Below are 22,543 nucleotides of genomic sequence, written 5' to 3'. Positions count from 1 at the left end.
ATGGCTACTCCCCTGTTCCGTAGTGACGTGCATAACGGTTGTCCAGATTCGCTAATGGCAACATGACGAACAAATCGGCACTATGAAAATCAGGGTCCCAGGCTGGATCGCCGCACACCCAGGCACCAGCACGCAAATAACCTTTCAGCAAAGGCGGGATGCGGGCTTCAGTTGTGCTGCTGTCGATTTCGTCCAGCGGGAAAGGCGTGTGTGGTGTGACACGGTATTCAAGCGGAGCAAAATCTGCGGCAGACAAACCACGATAAATCGCAGCTGCATTCTGACCGCCATCTGTCAGACTGATACTGGCACAACCGATGAGATGAGAACAACGTTCACGGCGCATATAGGCAGCCAGGCCAGCCCACAGCAACATAATCACAGCACCGCTGCGGTAGTCAGGGTGGATGCAGGCACGCCCTGCTTCTGCCACGCTGTTGCGAATATTGTGCAGACGTGACAGGTCAAATTCTGTTTCAGAATAATAGCGCCCCATCTGGCGGGCTGCATTCGGCCCCATGATGCGATAGGTGCCAACTACTTTCAAACTCTTGGAGTCACGTACTATCAGATGATCGCAATAATCATCAAATTCATCTTTATCCAGCCCATCCGGATTGGACAGGGCTGACAAGCCCATGCTTTCGATAAATACCTTGTAACGCAGGCGTTGTACTTCCGTGACTTCTTCTGGCGTTGTTGCAAGGCTCAGATTGAGTTTGGAAAAACTTGGATTAGCATCCGCGGGTATCGTGAGTAATCGCATTCATCGTCCTTGTCATGTTGTTCGTTGATTCGACGAACGAAGGATAATCAAGGATTACTTCAGCAAGATGACAGCCAGATGTCGGTTTGATGACAGGTAAAAAAACAACAATCCCCGGAAAAGTCTAAATTTTCCAGGGATTTCTTAACGGCAAGTCTGAGACGCTGTATTTATTTTTCTTTCTTTGGACGTCCGGCCTTCAAAGGGGCCAGTCCGGCAATCAGTTTCTTCAATGCAGGTACATCTGTTTTGCCCAGCAACGCCACGCCTATGCGCAACAACTGGCTTTTCTTCACTTCCACACCGGCTTTCAGGCAAGCTTTTTTGACTGCGCCAAGTGCCGCGTATTCACTTTCCGGCATCGTGAAGCTGTCACGTACCAGTTTTGCTTTCTTCACTTTTTCTACAGGAACAACAACTGCCTTGGCAAGCGGAGCAACTACTTTGACTTCAGCCGCCTTCACTATTTTGGCAGCGACGGCTGTTTTGGCTGCAGGCACAGCCTTAGCCTTTGGTGCAGGCTTTACGATGGAAACAGGCTTAGGTACAGGTGTTTTTTTTACGACTGCTACCGGACTTTTTTTCGCAACCACTTTTTTAGGTGCACTTGCCACTACGACGGAATTCGGTTTTTTATTTGCTACGGTTGCCATTTCAGCCTCCAATTTAAAAACATGTAAACAATATAAACAATTTATTGTCGATATGCAAGCAAGAAGCATAGCCAGCAGAAATGACATCCGCATTACCAAATGCTGCACGCCAGCAAAAACAAGCCTTACATGAGATAATCCGCGCCGATTTTGTTGTGAAACGTGCCGCGTTGCTTATTTTGACTTACTTTTATCATGATCCGCTCATATTTACTCCTCTCCCTGCTGTGCCTGCTCTCCCACGCCGGCCTTGCTACTGAAATTCAAGGTGCAGGCTCGTCTGCAGCCGCCCCTTTGTATCAAAAATGGGCTGAAGCCTATGTAAAAACTGGTGGGCCTACAATTACCTACCAGGCCATAGGTTCATCTGCCGGGATCAAGAAAATCAAGGAAAATGGTCTTGAATTTGGTGCCAGTGACGCCGCCTTAAGTCAGGCAGACCTTAAAAAAGCCTCGCTGATACAATTTCCTTCAGCCATTTCTGGCGTGGTACCGGTCATCAATCTGCCTGGTATTAAAACGGGTGAATTACGTCTGAATGCCGACCTGCTGGCAGCGATATTTTCCGGCGATGTCAGCAACTGGAATGATCCTGGCATTCAAGCCTTGAACCCTGGGCTGCGCTTACCCAACAAAGCCATAGAAGTCATCGTGCGTCAAGACGGTTCCGGCACCACCTATAATTTTTCTGACTACCTGAGTAAAGTGAGCAAATCCTGGCAAACCCGCTTCGGTAAAAATTTTACGATTACCTGGAATACAAAACTGACCCAGGTCAAAGGCAGTAGCGGTATTGTGACTGCGTTGAAAAAGACGCCCTATTCGATCAGCTATGTTGACTATAACTACGTCGTGCAAGACAAGCTGGACAGCGTTCAGTTGCAAAACCGGGATGGCAAATTCTTATCGCCTTCAGCGGAGTCATTTTCTTCTGCTCTGTCCAACAGTAACTGGAGAACTGACGCCAATTTTGAAGAAATGCTGACTGACAAGCCAGGTCAAAAAACCTGGCCAATCACCATGGGTACCTTTATCATCATGCAGCAGCATGCCAAAGATGTGCAGCAAACCACGGCAGCATTGAAATTCTTCACCTGGGCCTTCATGCGCGGTGACCGCTTGGTCAATAGTGTCGATTTTGTGCGTCTGCCCGACGGCCTGCAAGCCAGGGTATTCAAGGAAATGACAACTGTCACAGATAAAAATGGTAATACGCTAAACTGGAATTTACACACCGAAGCGAACAGCAAAAACTAGAACCCATTTCATCAACATGGGCAATTTTAATCTTGCCGGATATCGGCATCAATACTCTTTGCCGGATGGGCAACCCGCCCTATCAACCATGCAGCGATGGTAATGAGCAGGGCGAAACTGCTGGTCAGACTCAGCGCCAGACGAAACAGGAAAGCCTCTTTGACCAACACGCCATTGGCCGTCAGCGACAAGCGATAGGCCAATGGTCCCGCCAACATGGCCGAAGACAATGCCGTGCCAGCGAACAACAGATAACGCCAGTTATCCGTTTCGCCAGGTTCCAACATGACGATATGTGGCAGGCTATTACGCCACTGCAAATAGGCATAGATCAGGACGGCCAATCCTGAAAGCGTACTCAGATGCTGCAGCAGATGGAAAACTGGTATGCTGAAAGATCCCCAATGCAAGGATTGGCGCAACACGTCAAAATACATAACACCAACCCCGCTTGCATGGGTAAAAGAGTCCCATACATCATGTGTCAGCGCGCCCAGCACCAGCGACACGGATATCAATGCAACGCTGTTCAAGGTATACGCTGGTAGTTGATGTCGTCTGGTCTGCAAAGCCTGGCGCTGCAATTGTGGCAGCAAATAGATCAGGCGCGGCTGCATTTTTTGCATGAACAGAAAAGCAATCCAGCCCAAAGGCAAACACACCAGAAATATACCATCCCACCGATGCGCCAGGGTGGCGAGCTTAAACCAGTGGACATAATAGCCAAAGTCTGGCGTCATGCTACCCAATACCAGTGCCAACCAGTTAAGGCGGCCACCAGCCAGTCTGCGCAGGGGTAACACGGCTGCAGGATGGGCAAAGGTCCAGGGCATATGCGTACCAGTTAAATTAATTGCGACTCAATATATTGCTTATTCAATCTGGCCATCAATCATTGCATCACTAAATCACTCCACTGTCGCAGACAGATGATAAGTTGGGACTTACGCAAAATTGCCCCGGCAAGGCGACCGCGACAAAGGCAGTACTTTAGTGCAAATCAGTTACCCATAATCTAAGGAGCTGCACCGCAGCTAAGTGGTTTTGCGCAAGTCCTATTAATTTACACGATCAGTTACCCATAATCTACACCCTATTCCAAGGTCGCCGTGCGATAACGATTAACCTCGGATGCAGTCACCACCGACGCCTGGTTGCCCCAGGCGTTACGCACATAGCTCAATACCAGCGACACCTCATTATCAGTCAGTACCTGACCAAATGGCGGCATGCCATACGGACGGGGATTACCCTTGGTGACAGGTGGAAAACCGCCAGCAAGGATCAAACGCACTGGATTTGCCACCAGTTGTGTCTGTATCGCGGGGTTAGCTTTCAATGCCGGGTAAATGGATGCTATGCCCGTACCGCCAGCACCGTGACAATCCATGCAATGCGTCTTATACAGTGCAGCGCCCGCTTTCATGATGCCATCCATGGTTTCCTTGCTGATGTTTTGGGCAGACAAGGCACGATCAAACATGTCTTTTTCTTCCACTTTTACGGCAGGAGTCGCTTGCAGGTAAGTCGCCATCGCACTCACGTCCTGATCCGACAGATGTTGCAGACTGGCAGACACAACCTCAGCCATGGGGCCGGACACTGCGGTGTCCGTATTGATGCCATTTTTCAGCAAAGCCAGCAATTGTGGTGCTTGCCACTGCGCCAGATTGATCTCGTTACCGTGTGCCAGAGAGGGGGCATACCAACTGGTCTGCGCCAGTTCTCCACCAGACAAATCAGCCGTACCGGCATTCGCCCCCAGCATATTGCGGCTGCTGTGGCAGGCGCTGCAATGACCAAGGCCATTCACCAGATAGGCTCCACGGTTCCATTCTGCACTTTGCCGTGTATCCTGCTGATACACGCCGGGGCGGAAATAAGCCGCACGCCAAAACGCCAACAAAGCCCGTTGATCATAAGGAAAACGCAATTCATGTGACTGGTTTGCCCGCTCTATCTTGCGGATGGACTGGAAATAGGCATACATGGCATCGGAATCTGCGCGTGTCACCTGGCTGTAATTGGCATAAGGAAAAGCCGGATACAACATGCGCCCATCGCGCCCTTTGCCATTATGCAAAGCCTGCCAGAAATCTTCTGCACTCCAGTTACCAATACCAGTTTTCGCGTCGGGGGTGATATTTGGTGTAACAAAATCGCCAAACTCTGTCTGCAATACACGCCCACCTGCAAAAGCGGCACCACCGCGCGCCGTGTGACAGGACATGCAGTTACCGGCACGCACCAGGTATTCGCCCTTGATAAGCAGAGCAGCAGCGTCAGAGTCTTTAGTTTTTACAGGTGAACTCTGATGATCATCCACCAGGTAATAACCATATACAGCAACGCCAGCAGCACACAGCAAGCTAACTGACACAAGGGCCAGCAAAATCAATAAAAATCGTTTCATGTATTTCTGTCGTATCCGAATTTAGCGAAGAAGACTGCCGCAAGTTAGCGGAAACTGACGCGTTCCAGCATCGGTGGGCAGTAATGCCATTACGTCAGTCGGCACGTGTTGCGCCGCCAGCCAGGCAGAAATCGCTGATATATCCTGTGGCTTCAATTTAGCCGCCACTTGTTGCATACAATCTGGAGTGTGTGCTTTACGACTGCCGGTTTGCCAGGCCCCCAATTGCGCAACCAGATAGTCCCGTGGCAAGCCCAGCAAGCCAGGAATATATGGTGCCAGACCAGTCATCTTGTCCCCATGGCAAGCGACACAAGCGGGCAAATCGCGGGATTTATCCCCTTTCAACACCAATTGGCGCCCCTGCTCCAAAACTGATGGCGGCGTATCAGATGCCTGTGGCGCAGAATAAGGTGGATGCTGATTTGAAAAATAATCCGCAATTTCTTTCAGGTAGGCGTCCGACATATGGGCAACCATATAACGCATCGCCGGATAGCCGCGCTTGGCATCGCGAAAATTAAGCAATTGATTATAAAGATAACCAGCTGGCTTACCCGCTATCCTTGGGTAAAAACCATCGGTACCGGCCCGGCCTTCAGCACCATGGCAAGCTGTACATGCCTTCAGTCGCTGGGTCAGGGTATCAGGAATACTTTGTGCCTCAGTAAACACTGGCACTATCAACATAGCTGAAAAAAGGATATTTCTGCAAAAATAGGGGAGAAAACGGGCGATCACTGCCATTATCAACACAGACAAAAAAAGAAGTACAAAAATTGTAGCCTAACAGCTTACTTCAAACATTTCCTGAAATACACCAGATACATAGATGTAGATCAAACTCCATTCATTTTTACTTAAAACTGGTCAGACATCAAACTTCGCAGAAAAGATCATTGCTCCGGTTTAAATACTGCCCTTCAGCACAGGACAATGATAGATATCCCCTTACTGAAAAACTTTCTTCGCAGAAAAGCAAAGTCTTGCTTGTCAAGAAGGCCCAAGCCGAGGATAATTCTGCCCTTTCGTCTCGATTTGAGACTCAGATTCAGCAAGATGAGATTGGCCCGCTTTAACCAGCGGGCTTTTTCATCCGTGCCACGCCTGCCGTTGATCTGTTACTGACGATCGCCAGCAGCTTTTTCGCCCTTGCTATTGCCAAAAACTTTTGACAAGCATTTGTTGTCGTATTCGAATTTGTTACATGAAAAACAGCTTAACTGACTCAAACACTTCTCCAGCAACAAAAACAGGATCCACGCTCACTTTAGGTAAAAAGCCGCCTCTGCAACTGAACCGCAATGCGCAGACTATCACGCGCACAACGACAGTACAGATGGTCGTGCCCGTCGCTGACATCACAGAAGAGACGCCAACCCTGGTTTCTGCACCGGTAACGGTAATCACCAAGCGCCGTTCGCGCCTGCAATTGACAGGTGCGGATACTGGTGTCGCCGACACGGCAGAAGCAGTCACGTCTGTTGAGCTTGACACCCCCGCTCTGCTTGCTGGCGATAACGGCGACCAGGCAGATGAGGTTACGCTAAATCACGCTCAGCCAATGCAGGTGCGTGAAGAAGCCATTGCTGCAGACAGCAAGCCAGATACTGGCGATACCGACGCCGCCAAGCCGCGCGTGGTGGTGATCCGCAAGACAGCACCCAAACTGGCGAAAAAATTGCTACTGGCTGACCAGCAGGCACCAGCACCCGTGATCATAAAACGTGAAGCACGTATAGGTTCGGGCAAACTGGCACCGCCAGCACCGGTAGTGACACTGAAACCGATGTCCGCCCCCCCCGCGTCCAAGTCTGCACCAGAATCGGTTGCTGCACCTGTCTTTACGCCTGTTACGGTCTCTGCGACAACCCCTGTTGTGACACCTGTCAGCAATGTGGCTGACATTGACACCTCAGGTTACATCTTGCCAGCGATGCGTGAACCGGCAAAACGTGGCCGCAAATCATCCGAATTCAATTTTGAAAATGATGAAATCCTGGCATTGAATGCAGCAGAATCTGCCGAAATGAAACGTGCAGCACGTGCCAAAGCCAAAAAATCAAGCGCGGGCAGCTCTGCCAGTATCGCCAACAATGAAGAACAACTTGACCAGTATCGCAAGCAACTGACCAAGCTGATCAACCTGGGTAAAGACCGCAGCTATCTGACCCATGCTGAAATCAATGATCATTTGCCAGACGATGTGGCAGACGCAGAAATGATACAAGGCGTCATCAGCACCCTGAATGACATGGGCATTGCTGTTTATGACAGCGCGCCTGATGCCGCCATGATGCTGCTGACCGACAATGTCGCCACCAATGTCAGCGAAGACGAAGCTGAAGCCGCAGCCGCTGCCGCACTGGCGACAGTGGATTCTGACTTTGGCCGCACCACCGACCCAGTACGCATGTATATGCGCGAAATGGGTGGTGTTGAGTTGTTGACGCGTTCAGGCGAAATCGAGATTGCCAAGCGCATAGAAGATGGTCTGAAAGACATGGTGCAGGCGATCTCTGCCTGCCCTGGCACAATACAGGAAATCCTGGATATCGCTGACAAGATTTCCAAAGATGAAATCCGTGTCGACGACATCATAGATGGCATGCTGGACCCAGATGCCGCAGATGCACCCGCGATAGAGCTCAGCGATGCCGATGAGCTGGATGACCTTGATGACGACGATGATGCTGTAGCCGACAACGCGAGCGGCATCAGCGATGAACAGCTACAGCAATTAAAAGCCACCGTGCTGCAAAAATTTGCAGTGGTTGGCATGCGCTTTGAGCAAATGCAGGCAGCCCGCGCTGCAGATGGGTATCAGTCACCTGCCTATCAACAGGCGCAGCAAGCGATTACCCGTGAATTGCAAGGCATGCGCTTCAGTGTCAAAACCGCTGAAAAATTGTGTGACACGCTGCGCAAGCAAATGAAAACTTTGCGGCAGACAGAAAAGCAGATGCTGGAATTGATGGTCAACAAATGCGGTATGCCGCGTGCTTACTTTGTTGAGCATTTCCGTCAAAATGCCTGCAACCCTGAATGGCTGAACCGGGAAATCAATGGCACATCCAGTTATGCTGCCATCCTGGGTCGTAACATCCATGCGGCGCGCGAGTTGCAACAACGACTGATCGATCTGGAACAAAATGTCCGCCTGCCTTTGCATGATCTGCGTGAGATCAACAAGCAAATGGTGGCGGGTGAAAAACGTTCCAGCGAAGCCAAGGCCGCCATGACCGAGGCTAACTTGCGTCTGGTGATCTCCATCGCCAAGAAATATGTCAACCGTGGCCTGCAATTTCTGGATCTGATCCAGGAAGGCAATATCGGTCTGTTGAAAGCGGTTGATAAATTTGAATACCGCCGCGGCTATAAATTCTCTACCTATGCCACCTGGTGGATCAGACAGGCAATTGCACGTGCCATTGCTGACCAGGCACGCACTATCCGTGTGCCGGTGCACATGATAGAAACCATCAACAAAATGAACCGTGTCAAGCGCCAGTTGCTGCAAGCCAGCGGGCTGGAACCTGAACCGGCAGCCATAGCCGAAAAAATGGGCCTGCCGGAAAACAAGGTACGTGAAATTCTGAAGATTGCCAAAGAACCGGTGTCACTCGATGTCCCTATCGGTGACGATGGCGATTCGCAACTGGGTGACTTTATTGAAGACAGCATGACCCTGTCGCCTATGGCCGCAGCCATGCAGGCATCGGTACAGGAAAAGCTGAAAGAAGCACTGGATTCACTGAGTCCACGCGAAGCCAAGGTCTTGCGCATGCGCTTCGGCCTGGAAACCAGCACCGAATTTACGCTGGAAGAAGTGGGCAAGCAATTTGAAGTCACGCGTGAGCGCATACGCCAGATTGAATCCAAGGCCATGAAAAAATTGCGCCACCCTGCCCGTGCCGACCATTTGAAGAGTCTGATGGAAAGCAGTTAAGTCTCTCGCGTTCTCAATGCACTAAAAAAGCACTGTCTTTCAAAGAGCAGTGCTTTTTTGTTGGAAAAATTTTAAAGCCCCAGTCAGATTTCACATCGTTAAAAACGACAATGCAAATTGCACCTGCTCCAACCTTTGTGCAATGCTGCCTTCAACCAGAAGGAAAGGGATTTCCCGGTCTTCCAGCACATTCAGCACTTCTTCATGGATCAACTGGCGCACCGCAGCCGATTCACGTTGCAGACCATCTGGCATCCACGGAAAATCTGGTGCAGTCACAATGGTGAAATCGTATTGATGTGCCTGATCCAGTGCATCCAGTTCTGCACCGGCATCACCAAAATAATGACGGCTGTAAATGGCGGTCATGCAGGGGCCAGTATCGCAAAACAACCAGTCTTGCGCTTTTGATGCTAGTTCGGCTTCACGTTGCAACTGCGTGCGGGCGATCAGAATCTGTTCTTCCTGCTTTGGTACGCGCTGCTGTTGCTCGACAAACTCACGCAGGTATTCGGGCACCCAGATGGTCTGGTAATGTGCTGCCAATGCCTCTGCCAGGATGGATTTACCTGACGATTCTGCGCCCAGAATCACGACCCGGTTTACTGTGGACATACTTTACTCCAGGCGCGCAGGCCCATGACTGCCATCACAACAAAGATGCCATACAAAATAGCAGTCAGCATCAGATTTTTATAGATATACAAGCCGACGTACAGAACATCGACGATGATCCAGACATGCCAGTTCTCGATTTTTTTCCGGCTCAGCAGAACCTGCCCCAGCAAACTACCTGCTGTCAGCAACCCATCAGCATACGGTACATCGGTATCCGTGCAATATTTAAGGAAAACGGCCAGCACCGCAAATGCCAACAGACAGGCTACCATTGCTATCCATCTTCCATTTGTATTGAGCCCGGTTACAGGCAATGTGGCAGATTGTCCGTCCCCGCGCAACCATTGTGACCATCCCCAGGCAGACACGCCAACAAACACAAACTGCAAACCCATGTCGCCATACAATCTGGCGTCAAAAAATACCGCCGCATATAAAGCGGAAGACACAATGGAAAACAGCCAGGCCCAGTGCAGTTGCCGTATATTCAAGGCAACCGTGATCACAGACAGGATAAAGGAAAGCAGCTCCAGTAAGGTGGTACTGAATCCGAAGAGGGGAAGTGGGTCATTCATCTTGCATAACTTGGGGGCGGATAGTCAGGTGCTGATATCAAGTACTGGTGAGCCCGCATTATCAGCGAAAGTGTTCAGAATTCACAGGGAAATGTAATCAAACGCTGCCTTTTTCTCAGTATATTACGCAAAATTCAAGAAGTAATTGCGCCTGACGACAACATTTAGATTGTGAGGTAGCACCCTAATCCGCTATATTTCTAAGTGACTGTTACACAAATTATGTTTGCGCTTGCTGTGTCACCTTGGCATTTTCATTTTGCTACAGCCTCTGAAAACTCTATTGAAACAAATTCCATGAAAAAACAACGTGGCTTTACGCTTTTGGAAATGGTGCTGGTCATCGTGGTGATCTCCATTTTGGCAGCAATGGCTATTCCTTCCTATTTGTACAAGATCGTCAGAGAGCAGATAGAGGCGGCGATTCCTCTGGCAGATATTGCAAAAAAACCTATTGCCGCGGCATGGCTGGCCGAACAGAAATTCCCGGCTGACAATGCCGCGGCAGGTTTACCGATGGATGACAAGATCGTCAACAATCTGGTCCGTTCAGTTGCCGTCAAAGATGGTGCTATCCATATTACCTTCGGCAACAACGCGCATTCAGCACTGAAGGGAAAAATACTTAGCCTGCGTCCTGCCGTCGTCGACGACGCCCCAGTAGTCCCAGTTGCATGGGTATGTGCTTCGGCACCAGTACCCGACAAAATGACGGTCAAAGGCGTGGACAGGACCACGATTCCGGAAGCCAACTTGCCACTCAATTGCCGCACCAGAGTCAACAAATAAACTGGTGCTGGCAATGACTTCTGGCCACTCTATTCCTTACTGTCGAAATTAAGTAAACAAGTACTGTATCTTTAAAGGATTCAGAACTTGTGTTCAAACATCAGACGCGCGGTCACCGTGGTGGGCGTGGTATTTGTCTGGCGCACTGACCCACTGCCGTCTGTATAGGTGTAGATGCTGGCATTGATATTGTCCTGATGCAGAGCATTGCCTATCGATGCGCGCAAATTGGTTTTTGCGTCAAACTTCCACAAAGCATATAAATCGAGCACACGCTTGGGCACCGAATAACTGCTTTGTGCAACAGAAATACGTACCGGACCACCATCCTGGAAGCTGGCATTGCCACCGACTGTCAAAGGCAGTTTGTCGAGCTTGTAATCAATACCCAGGTTGGCACTGATAGGTGTCTGGGAATCCAGTCGATTATTTGGGCCAGGCACGGTACTCAGGTCAGACCAGTTAAATGACAGATTGGCCCTGAAATCAATCGCTGGCGCATCTGCCATCATGGCCCGCAACGGCAGTTTGGCTTCAAGTTCGATACCTTTAGTGGTGGCCTGTCCATCATTCACCGGCATGCTTACCCACTTGCCACTGACTTCCTGGGTCAAGCTTGTACGGGTAATATCATCAATCCTGCGCATGAACACGCTGGCGCTCAGCATACCGCCACCTGGCAAGTAATGTTCATATGCCATATCCAGGCCCCAGGCCAGTTCCGGCTTCAAGTTCGGGTTCCCCATGGAGTCGGGACTGGTGGCACTATTGTTATTGGAAATAAATCGGCGCGGAATCAGGCGATTGGTGTCCGGCGCCTTATAGGTGCGGGTAATACCCAACCTGACCTGATCGTTTTTGCTGTCTGGCAGCTTATACAGTGTCTGCAATATCGGGCTCCAGACACTGGATTTATTATGTACTTCGCTGTAGGTATTGCCCTGGCTACGGGTGTCCAGACCTTCCCAGCGCAAACCACCATAGACGGACCATTGCTTGGTGACATTCCATTCATCCTGGGCAAACAAGGCCAGACGAGTCACGTCGGCATCAAAATCTTCATTCAGGTTAATTGGGGGCAGTTTGCTGATCGCAGTATTGACTATATCAATTTGCTCGCGGGTCTCTGTACGCTTGCTGTAAGCACCATCCCAGCCAAATACAAAGGAATGATTTTCGACAAATGGTGCACTGTACTTGCCACTCATGGTCATACCTTTGTCGGTACCGCCAGAGGTTGATTTGCGGTCCAGTATCTGGCCGTTATTTATATCGTAGCCCAACAGCCCGACATCAACTGTACGCCTGTTGAAATTGACACCCAGCTTGACATCCAGTTTGGCACTGTTTTCCAGTTTATGTATCCAGTTCAAATTGGTACGGAACATCGCAGCTTCAGACTGAATTTGCTGACTGTCACTTACATAAGTTGGCAAGGCGCCAATGCTGGTATTGGATGATTCGCGATTATGTCCAACGAAACGACTGGCATTGATAAAGCTCTGGGTCGTCAGGGTGTCGCCGTTTTCAAGATTCCAGTTGACGCGCGGTGCAAATCCCAAACTGTTGAAGGTACCCCAACCAAGCATATCAGTATGACGCAGCAGATTGGGATTGCCGTTGGCATCAGTACCAACCTCATCAGAATAACTCGGTCGTTCATACTGACCATGGGTCAGGTTGCCGGACAAGGAATACGACATGCGTCCAGATTTATCAGATACCTGATAACTCAGATTTTCACCAAATTTTCCGCCATCTTCAAACAGGCCGGCTTTGAACTCTTTTTGTGCAGTCTGCACACTTTTCTTCAGAACGATGTTGATGGAGCCGGCGATAGACTGGGTACTTAATTCAGCTGTGGCTGCGCGAATAACCTCTATCCGTTCAATCATGTCGGGTGACAAAGAATCCAGAGAAAAACCTGGTGGGCTGGGCTCGCCATTCAACATGATCTGGGTATAACCTGCACCCAATCCACGCATACGAATATCCCCACCACGTCCCTGGACGCCACCCATGGTCACACCCGGCAGACGTTTCAATACCTCACTGACAGTAGTATCTCCATAACGCACGATATCTTCCTGCGTGACGACAATTTTGGTGGCCGTGTCATGACGACGCTCGTCATAATCACGCGCGCCTTGTACTTCGACCTTTTGCATTTTGGAGTCAGTTTTTTCTACTGCTTCTGCTTTTGGTTGATTGGCTTGCTGCGCCATTGTCGGCTGGCTGAATGCAGCCATGATTGCCAGGGAAAGGATAGTTGGACGTAAAGAAAGATTCTTGCTTTGCATATAGATATTATTGTTGCAATAGTAGTAAAAGTTAAGCCTTGGACCATACCACATGATACAAAGTTCCGCATCGCAACAAGCCCTTGCGTCAACTTGTTGAGCAATTTTCCCAACGGCTGTGCAAACCCAGGCTTGCCGCTTTCCCGCGATAACTCAGGTGGTTTGGAAACAAAGGAAACATAGACTTACATTCTTGCTGTCAACGGCAAGCGCCGTCACGCATTGTATGTAGGTAAGATCAAACAGGAGAACATTATGCGTACTCGTCTAGCACTACTGGCATTGCTGGCTGCCACACTGAATCTATCAGGCTGCGTTGTAGTACCAGCAAATGGCTACGTAGCCGGACCATCCGTTGTTGTCAGGGCACCCCCTATCGTCATCGATAACGGCCCTTATTGGGGTGGTGGCAGGCACTGGCGTCGTTGGTAAGTTGAATGAAGCAGTAACAGCAGTTGCCACAGTTGCACTACCGTTACTGCTTGAGTTTGAATTTCATTCAAACATCGGCGTAATAATGACCGGGGTATTCTGCGTCAGCACTTGCCCTTTGTCGGCAACATCGGCAAAACGAACACTGGCTAGCTTGTTTATGTTGGGCAAGTTATTCGAATAGGGGTTGCCGTCCTGCAGAGGCAAAACGGTGATTTGTTGCTCCCCATTTCTGAACCGGATGCCCGCCTGTGTCATATTGCGCGCATAGGAAAACTTAACTCCTGTGCACTTTTTACCAAGCACATTGGTATCACCTTCGGTTCTCAGATACGTCCAAGCCTGTTCACAAGCCGCTCGCAATTCTGCCATTTCATACACGCCATCGGCTCGGGAAATGATGGAAATTCTGGATTGAAACACCAACTCTTCAGGTGCATGATTGACCACCAGTTCTGCATTATCATCATAAGCTGACTTCAACAAAGGAAAATTGGAACGGCCCGTCGCATCAAGTGGCAAGCTGAGACGCATGTTCTTGCTGACCAGACTTAGCTCCAGATCTTCCGACACATAATTACCCTGCCTGCCTAGCACCTGAAAGTGATTCTGTATGAGATTCTTTGGCTTGCCGTATTTTTCAAACCGTATCATCAGTTTATAGACATTGCGATAGCTGACCCATTCAGCATCCACTTTTTTTGCCTGCTCCAGCATCACTGGCTGATGGCTTGCCACTGCGCCAGACTGCTGCGCACACGCAATACCAGATGCCAGCAGCATCGTTGCAAAGATTGAGGAATACTGAATGATCATACGTTTCAAAACTGATTAATATCGATAAGCCAGACCGGAATACACGGTCACATAATTACTCTTGCCCAGCCATAAACTGTCTCTGCCACTATCAAACTGGTGCGTGGCCGTTATGTAAGAAGTTAACATCCACGCCGGGCTAAATTCCCAGTTCCAGTTAAGTCCGAGATAGGCATTCCTGACATTCGCATCAGTCTGACTTTGCATCTTAACCAGCGACGCAGCAAAACCATTACCGGATGAAATACTCACATCAGGGTCAAAGCGTGCACCTGACTGATCATAAGAACGCCTACTCCAGGTCAGGCCAGATGACAGGGCGACGCCATGATGCAGTGCCAACTGATGGTAGGTACGTGCCTCCAGATTGAAGTAACTGCTTTGCTTGCCCGACACGCGTCCCAGCAGTGCTTTAGAGCTCAGACGCAATCCGCCTACGGGTTGATAATTTAAAAAGCCACCTGCCTGGAAACTGCCATCCACATCTCCATAGCCTGCCAGCTTACGTGCTGCGGAAGCACTGCAACCACGCTGGTAGGCCAGCAACGGTCCGAATTCAACACGGTCAAATGGGCTCAGGTGTAATCCCAGATTGGTGTTGCGCAGGAACAGGCCATTACTCCATTGCATTTGCACATTGGGCATGATGCGCGTAGTCTGTTCACCACCCAATTCACAACTGGGTTCAGAAATTAATCCAAGCCCCAGATACTTGTCAGAACTACCGTCGGGCAGCATGGTGGCCGCTGGCGTCTGTGCTAAAGCAAACTGCGCGACACTGAATAAAAGTAAGAAAGAAATAGATTTCATGCTGAATAATTTTTTTAATTGGAATAACCAGCTTATTGTAAACACAGTAGAAATCTCAGTCTGTCTTTTTATCGCGACCAAGATGGGTGATGTGGAGAAAAACGAAAAAGATATGTTCCTATCTTCATAGCTAGGGCATATTGGTATTACCGGAGATCACATCGACATACAAGCGCACATAATTTCTGGCCATGATATCGGCAGTAAACACAGATTCATATCTTTGTTGTGCCTGGCGCCCCATCTGCACGGCCTGTTGCGGGCTGTTCCACAATTTTGTCATGGCAACGCGCAAAGCCTGGGGATCATCCGGCGGCACAACCAGGCCTGTTTGATCTGCGATGTTGATATAGGTTGTCCCGGTACCTATTTCACTGGAAATCATGGGCTTGGCATACATAGCACCTTCCAACAGTGAGATGCCGAATGCTTCCGAACGTAAATGTGAAGGAAACACCAGGCCATAACATAAACTCAGCAAAGCGGTTTTGTCTTCTTCCGGCAGAGCACCCAAAAAATGGACATTCGTCAGTTTCAATTCCTGTGCCTGCCGCTTGAGCGCCAGCTCTTCCGGGCCATTGCCGACGATGACAACAGGCATATCCGTATCAGCTACTGCTTCCAGTAAAATGTGCAAACCCTTGTAATACCGCAGCATGCCCACGAACAAGAAAAAGCGCTCACCGAAACGCTGGCGCCAATGCGCAGCAACCGCAGGTGATGGCTCAGGATAAATGCTCTTGTCCAGCCCATAGGTAATGACCTCGGTCTTGTCACGGTAACGATGTAGAATCGGGCTGGTGGACAAATAATTGGGTGAAGTAGCCACTATCCTGTCTACATCATTCAAGAACCAGTTCTTCAAAGGTTCATACACCTTCATTAAAAATTTCTGTCTGACGATGTCGGAATGATAGGTCACGATACTGGGTTTCCTGATTCTGCCAATGAGATGCATCAAATCCATAAAAGGCCAGGGAAAGTGATAGTGAATGATGTCTGCGCTATTCGCCAGTTCGATGAAACGCGAGAGTGCCTGCCATGAAAATCCGGTCGATGCAATTTCAAAATTCTGCCTGACCCTGTGTATTTGATGCCCTTCCAGCTCAAGCTCAAGCTGGCCCTTGCTGCGCGTCAGGGTCAGCACTTCATTACTGACACCCAGACGGGTAGTGCCGACGGCCAGTTGCCGTATGACCTGCTCTATCCCGCCAAAGGTATCGGGATGATACGTGCGATAGAAATGTAAGACCTTCATTGCAAACCCCGTCTGTTACGGCATATTCCCTATCCCGCCGGCATGATGGGCATTCCTTCAGTACGAGCTGCGTGCCGTATTCCTGCGCAAATCGGCCTCTACCATCATCTGACACAACTCTTCCAGTGTGGTCCTGGTTTCCCAACCCAATACTGTTCTTGCCTTTTGCGGATCGCCTATCAACAACTCGACTTCCGCTGGTCGATACAATGCAGGGTTGACTTTCACCAGGGTCTTGCCGGTTTTGCGGCAGATACCGACTTCATCTTCGCCTTCCCCGCGCCAGTGCAATTGTCGGTCTGCGGCCCAGAAAGCCAGTTCCACAAAATCGCGTACTGTCTCGCTGCGGTTGGTTGCCAGCACAAAGGTATCTGGTACATCGGCCTGCAACATACGCCACATACCTTCGACATATTCCTTCGCATAACCCCAGTCACGCTTGGCATCCATATTCCCCAGTTCCAGACAATCCAGCAGACCCAGGCGAATTTTTGAAACGGCATCGGTGATCTTGCGGGTAACAAACTCACGCCCTCGCAGAGGTGATTCATGGTTGAACAAGATACCGCTGCTGGCAAAAATATCGTAGGATTCACGATAGTTGATAGTCATCCAGTGAGCATACAGCTTGGCAACCCCATAGGGACTACGTGGATAATACGGTGTGGTTTCAACCTGGGGAATGGCTTGTACCTTACCAAACATTTCGGAAGTTGATGCCTGATAAAAACGGATCTTTTTATTGACGATGCGTATGGCCTCCAGCAAATTCAAGACTCCCATGCCAGTGATGGCCATGGTCGTGACGGGCTGCTCGAATGACACACCGACAAAGCTTTGTGCCGCCAGATTGTAGACTTCCGTCACATTGATATTTTGCAGCAGGCGTATGCTGCTACTCAAATCAGTCAGGTCGTATTCCACCAGATGCAAATTAGGGTGCGTACTGACGCCGAGTTCTTCCATACGCCAGAAATTGACGGAACTGGTGCGGCGATAACTGCCAAACACGGTATATCCCTTACGCAATAACAGCTCTGCCAGATAGGCACCATCCTGTCCTGTAATACCTGTAATCAATGCTCTGCTACTCATTCGCCCTTCTCGCTTGTTCCTGAAGCTGCCAATAACAAAAAACACGCCATGCGAGAATGATAGTGACCATGAGAAGACAAGTCGTCCCCGAGTTGTCGCGCAAATGTCATCAATTTGTAAGATGCGTATCAGATGATCGCTAAGGAGGCTTCTGCAACAGCAGGAAGGTGTATGACAAATCTTGCGCCACCCAGATGACTTTCCCCTACGGTAATACTGCCGCCATGTGCATGTATGGCTTTTTGAGTGATCGCCAGGCCAAGTCCAAAGCCGCCAGTTGCCCTGTCGCGGCTGCGGTCCAGCCGGTAAAAGGCATTAAAAATCTGCTCACGCTCTTCCACAGGTATGCCCGGGCCATCATCATCAAGTGCGATGACAATACCCCCATTCACATTTTTTTTGAGCGCGATGGCGATATGTCCAATGGCGTATTTACCAGCATTTCTGAGCAAATTGCTGACAGCCCTGGCCAATAAGCGTTGATCACCGACCATACTACCTGCTTCATCCGAAAACAGAGTATCGACCTGAAAACCTGACAATTCATGCTGCAAGCCAACCAGGCAAGCCTGCAGGCAATCTGCGACAACAAATTCCTCCAGCTTCAATGTGGGTTGCTGATCGAGTTTGCTGAGACTTAATAACTCGGTCACCAATGAATTCAATTCGAGCAGATCTGCTTCCATGGCGGCAGCACGAGTTTCCAGTTTGGGATCCTTGGCTGCGCTGCGCAGCAGTTCCAGGCCGAATTCCAGGCGGGCGATAGGGGTACGCAGTTCATGCGAGACCGAATGCAGCAGATTTTTCTGTGCATCAAGCAAGCCTTCTATACGTGCTGCCATCTGGTTCATACGCTGAGCAAGGGGGTAGATGCTATCGCTCTCACGCATCTTCGCTCGTATCTTCAGATGTCCTTCACCGAATTCATCGGCGACTTTTTCAAGCGCTTGCAAGCCGCGCCAGTGGGAACTGGACCAGATGGCAATCGGTATCAACAGGCAAAATGCGACGATGATATAGCGCACGACTTCAGTTCTGATCACGGGCATCACGTCAATAGGTAATTCTTGCGCGTACAAGACTTCTTCATCACTGCCTATGTAGCGCTGCCCCTGCAAGTCAACACGGCGATAAAAGGATTTACTGGCAATATCGATCACCACTTCACCTCGCATGAATTGTGCCTTCTTTTCTGCAGCGACCTGTCGAAGTGCACTTTGCAGGGGAATCAACTCCAGTTTGCTGTGGGTAATTTCGCGGACTTTATTCAGGCGTGCCAGCCATTCATCAGGACCGGCCTGATCGACATACTGTGTGAGCAAAAAGACCTGCCCTGCAGCCTGTTGTTGCGCGACTTCTTCCAGCGGATCACCAAAGAAACTTTGGATCACGATGTAGACGGCAACGGTGGCGACACTGATGGACAGCATCACCAGAATGGAAAAACGCAGGAACAGGCGATTCATGAACGATTCATAGTCTAGTCCCAGGCGGACGGGCTGAACAGATAGCCCTCCCCCCAGACTGTCTTGATTTTATCGGCATGGGTATCATCAAATTTACGACGCAGGCGGGAGATTTTGTTGTCAATGCTGCGATCCAGCCCGTCGAACTCTATACCCCGCATCTGTATCAGGATATCGTTACGTGACAAAACCTTGCCTGCGGCCTCGGCAAGGACCAGCAATAATTTGTATTCTGCACTATTGAGTGTTACGTTTTGCTCGCGCCAAAATACGCTGCGGTCACGCCTGCACAGCCTGAATGCACCAAAAACCAGATCCTCACTGTCATCAGAGGTAACATCCTTAACGCGTCGCAACAAGGCCCGCAGGCGAGCCAGCAAAATGCGCGGCTGCACTGGCTTGCTGACGTAATCATCTGCCCCCTGCTCCAGTCCGGATACTTCGTCAAAGGCATCTTCGCGGGCCGTCAGTATCAAGATAGGCACTGTACTGATGGCACGCAGTTGCCGGCACACGACCATGCCATCCAGTCCTGGCAACATCAGATCAAGCACCACCAAGTCGGGCAAAGTCTGTTGAAAATGGGACAATGCGATATCACCCCGGCTGACAATGTCAACGGTAAATTCATATTCACCCAGATATTCGGCCACCAGACTAGCAAGCTTGGCATCATCTTCCACCAGCATTACACGAAACATAACATCTCTCCTTTGCCCGCATTGTAGTAGAGCTCTCTTCAAAATTGCGAGAAATGCCAGCCTAAATCCGGTCAACTTACAATTTTCAGACAATTTCAGTTTACGGGGTGGCTTACAAATTTACGACAAATATCGGACATTTCGGGACTGATTTACGACTGACAGCTCGCTATGCTCTCGGGCAACTCATGGACTCACCCGTGTACTCGCTCATGTATTCAATTTAAAAGGATGAAGTATGAAATTTCACTCAGCCCTGATCTCTATTCTGTTCACCACTGCCGTACTAAGTGCCTGTGGTGGCAGCAGCAATTATGTGCCCGCTCCATTACCTGTGCAAATCGATATCGATTTCAATAGTGAACCGATGGGCTGGGTGTCAGGTATTTCAGATTTTTCGGTGGCAACCATGCCTACGGATATGGTCACTGAATATCGCCCCCTTCCCGCTCCCTTGTCCGGTAAGGGTCTGTATGCATTTGGTACCAACCGCAGCGATGATCTGTTTATCTATATCAAGAAAAGATACAGTGGCTTTGCACCCAATACCGGATATGCCCTGCGTTTTCAAACCACGATCGTCAGTAATGTCGCCAGTGGTTGTTTTGGCGTTGGCGGTTCACCGGGCGACAGCGTCTGGCTATTTGCCGGGGCCTCATCAATTGAGCCGCTGACCATACAGAAAGGGGATGAATATGTGATGAATATCGACCGTGGCGGTCAAAGTGGCTCGGGTAAATCAGCCCTGGTCCTTGGGACCATAGGTAATGCCAGCACCGACTGTGGACATGCTCCCTATATGGAGAAAAAACTCGATAATCAGACAGCACTGAATGTCAGTGCCGATGCGAACGGTAACATTTGGCTACTTTTCGGTTTTGATTCCGGTTTTGAATCCACCAGCCATATTTACTACAAGAGTATCAGCGTGCAAGCGACGCCTTTGTCCAACTAAGTAATGCACCGACACGGGAAGCAGCTTGGATAAGCTGCTTCCCGGTGCAAGCCCAGTCAGGAACAAACGGCTTAATTTCGCGTCTATCCATCCTGATTAATTCGGTTAATCAAGATCGCCAGTGTTTGCGCAGCTTTATCATTTTCCACCTGGCAGGTACCGGCATTTTCATGACCGCCACCACCGAATTCCAGCATTAGCGGGCCAATATTGGTTTTGGAAGTACGGTTCAAAATCGACTTGCCGGTTGCAAACACGGTATTCTGATTTTTCAGTCCCCACAGTATGTGAATGGAAATGTTGGTATCCGGGAACAGGGCATAAATCAAAAAACGGTTGCCAGCGTAAATGGTGGCTTCATTGCGTAAATCCAGCACCACCAGATTTTTGTGCACCGTAGCACAGCGCTGTATCTGTTCTTTGCATTTCTCTTCATGCTCAAAATACAGATCCACTCTTTCTTTCACGTCAGGGTTCAGCATGATTTCATCTATGCTCTGGGTCTTGCACAGTGCAATCAATTCCATCATCAGGTTATAGTTTGAAATTCTGAAATCACGAAACCTTCCCAGACCTGTACGGGCATCCATTAAAAAATTCAATAAATCCCAGCGCTGCGGATGTAAAACTTCATCCTTGTTGAAGCGGGCTGAATCCCCCTTGTCTACAGCAGCCATCATCTCGTCCCAAGACGCGGGGAAAGACTTTAGACCACCATAGTAGTTATAGACAACCCGCGCCGCAGAGGGAGCATCCGGTTCGATGACATGATTGTTTTTTTCCGTACTGGCATTGCGTAAGGTTTCGGACAAATGATGATCAAATGCCAGATGCACTCCTTGAACATAGGGTAAATTGGTACTGATATCGTTTTCCGTAACAGCGATCTTGCCATCCTGCATGTCTTTGGGATGGACAAATAATATGTCGTCGATCAAATCCAGATGCTTGAGCAAAACGGCACAAACCAGCCCATCAAAATCGCTGCGGGTAATTAATCGGAATTTTTTGGCATTGGCAGACATAAATACTCCCTCATTAATAGGTGGTAATTCGCTGTAGGGAAAGGCAAATTTGATGAGCCTGAATATGAACCCCGGAACTCATTTCACATTGAGTTCTAAATGTAATCACTTTCTCTGTTCTTGTCTATTCACAAATAATTTATACTCATGCCAGTGCGCGTAAAAGCAAAAACGCCGCTTTGCAGGCGGCGTTTTTGTTATTCTTCCGACAAAATCGGAGATATTACCAAGCATTACTTCCAGGTCTTTTCATCAGTGGAGAAGCTGCCATCGTTATTCTTATCCCAACGCTTGGCACCAGTTGAATCAATCTCCAGGATACCGTTACCTGTTTGCGTACCGGTGGGTGTGGCACGCAAGGTGAACGATGATCCAGTAATTGCTTGCAAAGTAATGTTGTAATACGGGGTACCTGATTGCGGCGAAACGGTAAACGGTAAAGTCGGCGCAGTTGGCGTTGCACCCGGCATATAGGTCAGGGCTTCTGTATGCGTTCTTTCCATAAACTGTGCCAACGACATCAAATCAGCTTGCGCCGTCGTGCGTCTGCTATTTTGCATGCTGGACCTGTAATTGGTGACTGCCACACCAGTAATGATAGCTATCACTACAACAGCAATCATTACCTCAATCAGGGTAAAACCTGCATTTCTTTTCATCTGTGG

General features: G+C 49.4%; 21 protein-coding genes. 5 read left to right on the top strand and 16 right to left on the bottom strand.

What is annotated here, in order from left to right; genetic code table 11:
• Positions 1-4: 4 nt before the first annotated feature.
• Together AC1RVX_RS24025 and AC1RVX_RS24020 are read right to left on the bottom strand one after the other, a co-directional pair.
• A complete protein-coding gene (locus AC1RVX_RS24025) occupies positions 5-766 on the bottom strand; it encodes a GNAT family N-acetyltransferase (protein ID WP_493219119.1) in 762 nt (253 codons plus the stop codon).
• A 170-nt stretch (positions 767-936) separates the two neighbouring features.
• Positions 937-1,506: a hypothetical protein gene (locus AC1RVX_RS24020; protein WP_493219118.1), complete on the bottom strand. Its 570-nt coding sequence runs from the start codon at positions 1,504-1,506 to the stop codon at positions 937-939.
• A 108-nt stretch (positions 1,507-1,614) separates the two neighbouring features.
• On the opposite strand from AC1RVX_RS24020, the gene pstS reads away from it, so the two are divergent.
• A complete protein-coding gene (pstS, locus tag AC1RVX_RS24015; RefSeq protein WP_493219117.1) occupies positions 1,615-2,676 on the top strand; it encodes a phosphate ABC transporter substrate-binding protein PstS in 1,062 nt (353 codons plus the stop codon).
• 26 nt (positions 2,677-2,702) lie between these two features.
• Here the strand turns inward: pstS and AC1RVX_RS24010 are convergent, their stop codons facing one another.
• The 3 genes from AC1RVX_RS24010 to AC1RVX_RS24000 all read right to left on the bottom strand — a co-directional run bounded on the left by AC1RVX_RS24010 (position 2,703) and on the right by AC1RVX_RS24000 (position 5,779).
• On the bottom strand, positions 2,703-3,509 hold the full coding sequence (locus AC1RVX_RS24010; RefSeq protein ID WP_493219116.1) for a DUF4184 family protein: 807 nt from the start codon (positions 3,507-3,509) through the stop codon (positions 2,703-2,705).
• A 260-nt stretch (positions 3,510-3,769) separates the two neighbouring features.
• Positions 3,770-5,089, bottom strand: coding sequence for a c-type cytochrome (locus AC1RVX_RS24005; RefSeq protein ID WP_493219115.1), 1,320 nt, complete (start codon positions 5,087-5,089; stop codon positions 3,770-3,772).
• 21 nt (positions 5,090-5,110) lie between these two features.
• Entirely contained in the window at positions 5,111-5,779 is a 669-nt protein-coding gene (locus AC1RVX_RS24000; protein ID WP_493219114.1) for a c-type cytochrome, read from the bottom strand.
• Between the two features lie 517 nt (positions 5,780-6,296).
• Here AC1RVX_RS24000 and rpoD point away from each other — a divergent pair.
• Positions 6,297-9,038, top strand: coding sequence for an RNA polymerase sigma factor RpoD (gene rpoD / locus AC1RVX_RS23995; protein ID WP_493219113.1), 2,742 nt, complete (start codon positions 6,297-6,299; stop codon positions 9,036-9,038).
• A 90-nt stretch (positions 9,039-9,128) separates the two neighbouring features.
• Here rpoD and AC1RVX_RS23990 read toward each other — a convergent pair whose 3' ends face one another.
• Entirely contained in the window at positions 9,129-9,653 is a 525-nt protein-coding gene (locus AC1RVX_RS23990) for an AAA family ATPase (RefSeq protein WP_493219112.1), read from the bottom strand.
• Positions 9,641-10,231, bottom strand: coding sequence for a nicotinamide riboside transporter PnuC (gene pnuC, locus AC1RVX_RS23985; RefSeq protein ID WP_493219111.1), 591 nt, complete (start codon positions 10,229-10,231; stop codon positions 9,641-9,643). The genes AC1RVX_RS23990 and pnuC overlap by 13 nt, the downstream gene beginning before the upstream one ends.
• A 297-nt stretch (positions 10,232-10,528) precedes the next feature.
• On the opposite strand from pnuC, the gene AC1RVX_RS23980 reads away from it, so the two are divergent.
• Positions 10,529-11,020: a pilin gene (locus AC1RVX_RS23980; RefSeq protein ID WP_493219110.1), complete on the top strand. Its 492-nt coding sequence runs from the start codon at positions 10,529-10,531 to the stop codon at positions 11,018-11,020.
• 80 nt (positions 11,021-11,100) lie between these two features.
• Here the strand turns inward: AC1RVX_RS23980 and AC1RVX_RS23975 are convergent, their stop codons facing one another.
• Positions 11,101-13,320 (bottom strand): TonB-dependent receptor plug domain-containing protein, encoded by a 2,220-nt coding sequence (locus AC1RVX_RS23975; protein WP_493219109.1) that lies wholly within the window; start codon positions 13,318-13,320, stop codon positions 11,101-11,103.
• Between the two features lie 255 nt (positions 13,321-13,575).
• Between AC1RVX_RS23975 and AC1RVX_RS23970 the strand changes: the two genes are divergently transcribed.
• Complete coding sequence (locus AC1RVX_RS23970) at positions 13,576-13,752, top strand: hypothetical protein (RefSeq protein ID WP_493219108.1); 177 nt, start codon at positions 13,576-13,578, stop codon at positions 13,750-13,752.
• Between the two features lie 63 nt (positions 13,753-13,815).
• Here the strand turns inward: AC1RVX_RS23970 and AC1RVX_RS23965 are convergent, their stop codons facing one another.
• The 6 genes from AC1RVX_RS23965 to AC1RVX_RS23940 all read right to left on the bottom strand — a co-directional run bounded on the left by AC1RVX_RS23965 (position 13,816) and on the right by AC1RVX_RS23940 (position 19,898).
• Positions 13,816-14,568, bottom strand: coding sequence for a hypothetical protein (locus tag AC1RVX_RS23965; RefSeq protein ID WP_493219107.1), 753 nt, complete (start codon positions 14,566-14,568; stop codon positions 13,816-13,818).
• 15 nt (positions 14,569-14,583) lie between these two features.
• Positions 14,584-15,378 (bottom strand): MipA/OmpV family protein, encoded by a 795-nt coding sequence (locus AC1RVX_RS23960; RefSeq protein ID WP_493219106.1) that lies wholly within the window; start codon positions 15,376-15,378, stop codon positions 14,584-14,586.
• A gap of 130 nt (positions 15,379-15,508) precedes the next feature.
• Complete coding sequence (locus AC1RVX_RS23955; protein WP_493219105.1) at positions 15,509-16,636, bottom strand: glycosyltransferase family 4 protein; 1,128 nt, start codon at positions 16,634-16,636, stop codon at positions 15,509-15,511.
• A 57-nt stretch (positions 16,637-16,693) separates the two neighbouring features.
• A complete protein-coding gene (gene gmd, locus AC1RVX_RS23950; RefSeq protein WP_493219104.1) occupies positions 16,694-17,731 on the bottom strand; it encodes a GDP-mannose 4,6-dehydratase in 1,038 nt (345 codons plus the stop codon).
• Positions 17,732-17,859: 128 nt separating this feature from the next.
• Positions 17,860-19,197, bottom strand: coding sequence for an ATP-binding protein (locus AC1RVX_RS23945; RefSeq protein ID WP_493219103.1), 1,338 nt, complete (start codon positions 19,195-19,197; stop codon positions 17,860-17,862).
• A 14-nt stretch (positions 19,198-19,211) separates the two neighbouring features.
• The gene (locus tag AC1RVX_RS23940; RefSeq protein ID WP_493219102.1) at positions 19,212-19,898 is read right to left on the bottom strand and encodes a response regulator; all 687 of its coding nucleotides are present in this window, start codon (positions 19,896-19,898) and stop codon (positions 19,212-19,214) included.
• 238 nt (positions 19,899-20,136) lie between these two features.
• Here AC1RVX_RS23940 and AC1RVX_RS23935 point away from each other — a divergent pair, with 238 nt between their 5' ends.
• Positions 20,137-20,853, top strand: a complete 717-nt coding sequence (locus AC1RVX_RS23935; protein ID WP_493219101.1) for a hypothetical protein — start codon at positions 20,137-20,139, stop codon at positions 20,851-20,853.
• Positions 20,854-20,936: 83 nt separating this feature from the next.
• Here AC1RVX_RS23935 and AC1RVX_RS23930 read toward each other — a convergent pair whose 3' ends face one another.
• Together AC1RVX_RS23930 and AC1RVX_RS23925 are read right to left on the bottom strand one after the other, a co-directional pair.
• The gene (locus tag AC1RVX_RS23930) at positions 20,937-21,878 is read right to left on the bottom strand and encodes an exopolyphosphatase (protein WP_493219100.1); all 942 of its coding nucleotides are present in this window, start codon (positions 21,876-21,878) and stop codon (positions 20,937-20,939) included.
• A gap of 233 nt (positions 21,879-22,111) precedes the next feature.
• Positions 22,112-22,537, bottom strand: a complete 426-nt coding sequence (locus AC1RVX_RS23925) for a type IV pilin protein (RefSeq protein ID WP_493219099.1) — start codon at positions 22,535-22,537, stop codon at positions 22,112-22,114.
• Between the last annotated feature and the right edge of the window lie 6 nt (positions 22,538-22,543).

The sequence above is a fragment of the Undibacterium sp. GW821-FHT11B02 genome (assembly GCF_058808955.1).
The sequence above is the reverse complement of the archived record's forward strand: the minus strand, read 5'-3'. Positions and strand labels throughout refer to the sequence as shown.

Coding starts and splice junctions, on each gene's coding strand:
- AC1RVX_RS24020 (WP_493219118.1), bottom strand. CDS start 1,506: ATGTCATTTCTGCTGGCTATGCTTCTTGCTTGCATATCGACAATAAAT.
- gmd (WP_493219104.1), bottom strand. CDS start 17,731: ATGAGTAGCAGAGCATTGATTACAGGTATTACAGGACAGGATGGTGCC.
- AC1RVX_RS24000 (WP_493219114.1), bottom strand. CDS start 5,779: ATGTTGATAGTGCCAGTGTTTACTGAGGCACAAAGTATTCCTGATACC.
- AC1RVX_RS23930 (WP_493219100.1), bottom strand. CDS start 21,878: ATGTCTGCCAATGCCAAAAAATTCCGATTAATTACCCGCAGCGATTTT.
- AC1RVX_RS23945 (WP_493219103.1), bottom strand. CDS start 19,197: ATGAATCGCCTGTTCCTGCGTTTTTCCATTCTGGTGATGCTGTCCATC.
- AC1RVX_RS23980 (WP_493219110.1), top strand. CDS start 10,529: ATGAAAAAACAACGTGGCTTTACGCTTTTGGAAATGGTGCTGGTCATC.
- AC1RVX_RS23970 (WP_493219108.1), top strand. CDS start 13,576: ATGCGTACTCGTCTAGCACTACTGGCATTGCTGGCTGCCACACTGAAT.
- AC1RVX_RS23955 (WP_493219105.1), bottom strand. CDS start 16,636: ATGAAGGTCTTACATTTCTATCGCACGTATCATCCCGATACCTTTGGC.
- AC1RVX_RS24025 (WP_493219119.1), bottom strand. CDS start 766: ATGCGATTACTCACGATACCCGCGGATGCTAATCCAAGTTTTTCCAAA.
- pstS (WP_493219117.1), top strand. CDS start 1,615: ATGATCCGCTCATATTTACTCCTCTCCCTGCTGTGCCTGCTCTCCCAC.
- AC1RVX_RS24010 (WP_493219116.1), bottom strand. CDS start 3,509: ATGCCCTGGACCTTTGCCCATCCTGCAGCCGTGTTACCCCTGCGCAGA.
- AC1RVX_RS23960 (WP_493219106.1), bottom strand. CDS start 15,378: ATGAAATCTATTTCTTTCTTACTTTTATTCAGTGTCGCGCAGTTTGCT.
- AC1RVX_RS23990 (WP_493219112.1), bottom strand. CDS start 9,653: ATGTCCACAGTAAACCGGGTCGTGATTCTGGGCGCAGAATCGTCAGGT.
- AC1RVX_RS23925 (WP_493219099.1), bottom strand. CDS start 22,537: ATGAAAAGAAATGCAGGTTTTACCCTGATTGAGGTAATGATTGCTGTT.
- pnuC (WP_493219111.1), bottom strand. CDS start 10,231: ATGAATGACCCACTTCCCCTCTTCGGATTCAGTACCACCTTACTGGAG.
- AC1RVX_RS23975 (WP_493219109.1), bottom strand. CDS start 13,320: ATGCAAAGCAAGAATCTTTCTTTACGTCCAACTATCCTTTCCCTGGCA.
- rpoD (WP_493219113.1), top strand. CDS start 6,297: ATGAAAAACAGCTTAACTGACTCAAACACTTCTCCAGCAACAAAAACA.
- AC1RVX_RS24005 (WP_493219115.1), bottom strand. CDS start 5,089: ATGAAACGATTTTTATTGATTTTGCTGGCCCTTGTGTCAGTTAGCTTG.
- AC1RVX_RS23965 (WP_493219107.1), bottom strand. CDS start 14,568: ATGATCATTCAGTATTCCTCAATCTTTGCAACGATGCTGCTGGCATCT.
- AC1RVX_RS23935 (WP_493219101.1), top strand. CDS start 20,137: ATGAAATTTCACTCAGCCCTGATCTCTATTCTGTTCACCACTGCCGTA.
- AC1RVX_RS23940 (WP_493219102.1), bottom strand. CDS start 19,898: ATGTTTCGTGTAATGCTGGTGGAAGATGATGCCAAGCTTGCTAGTCTG.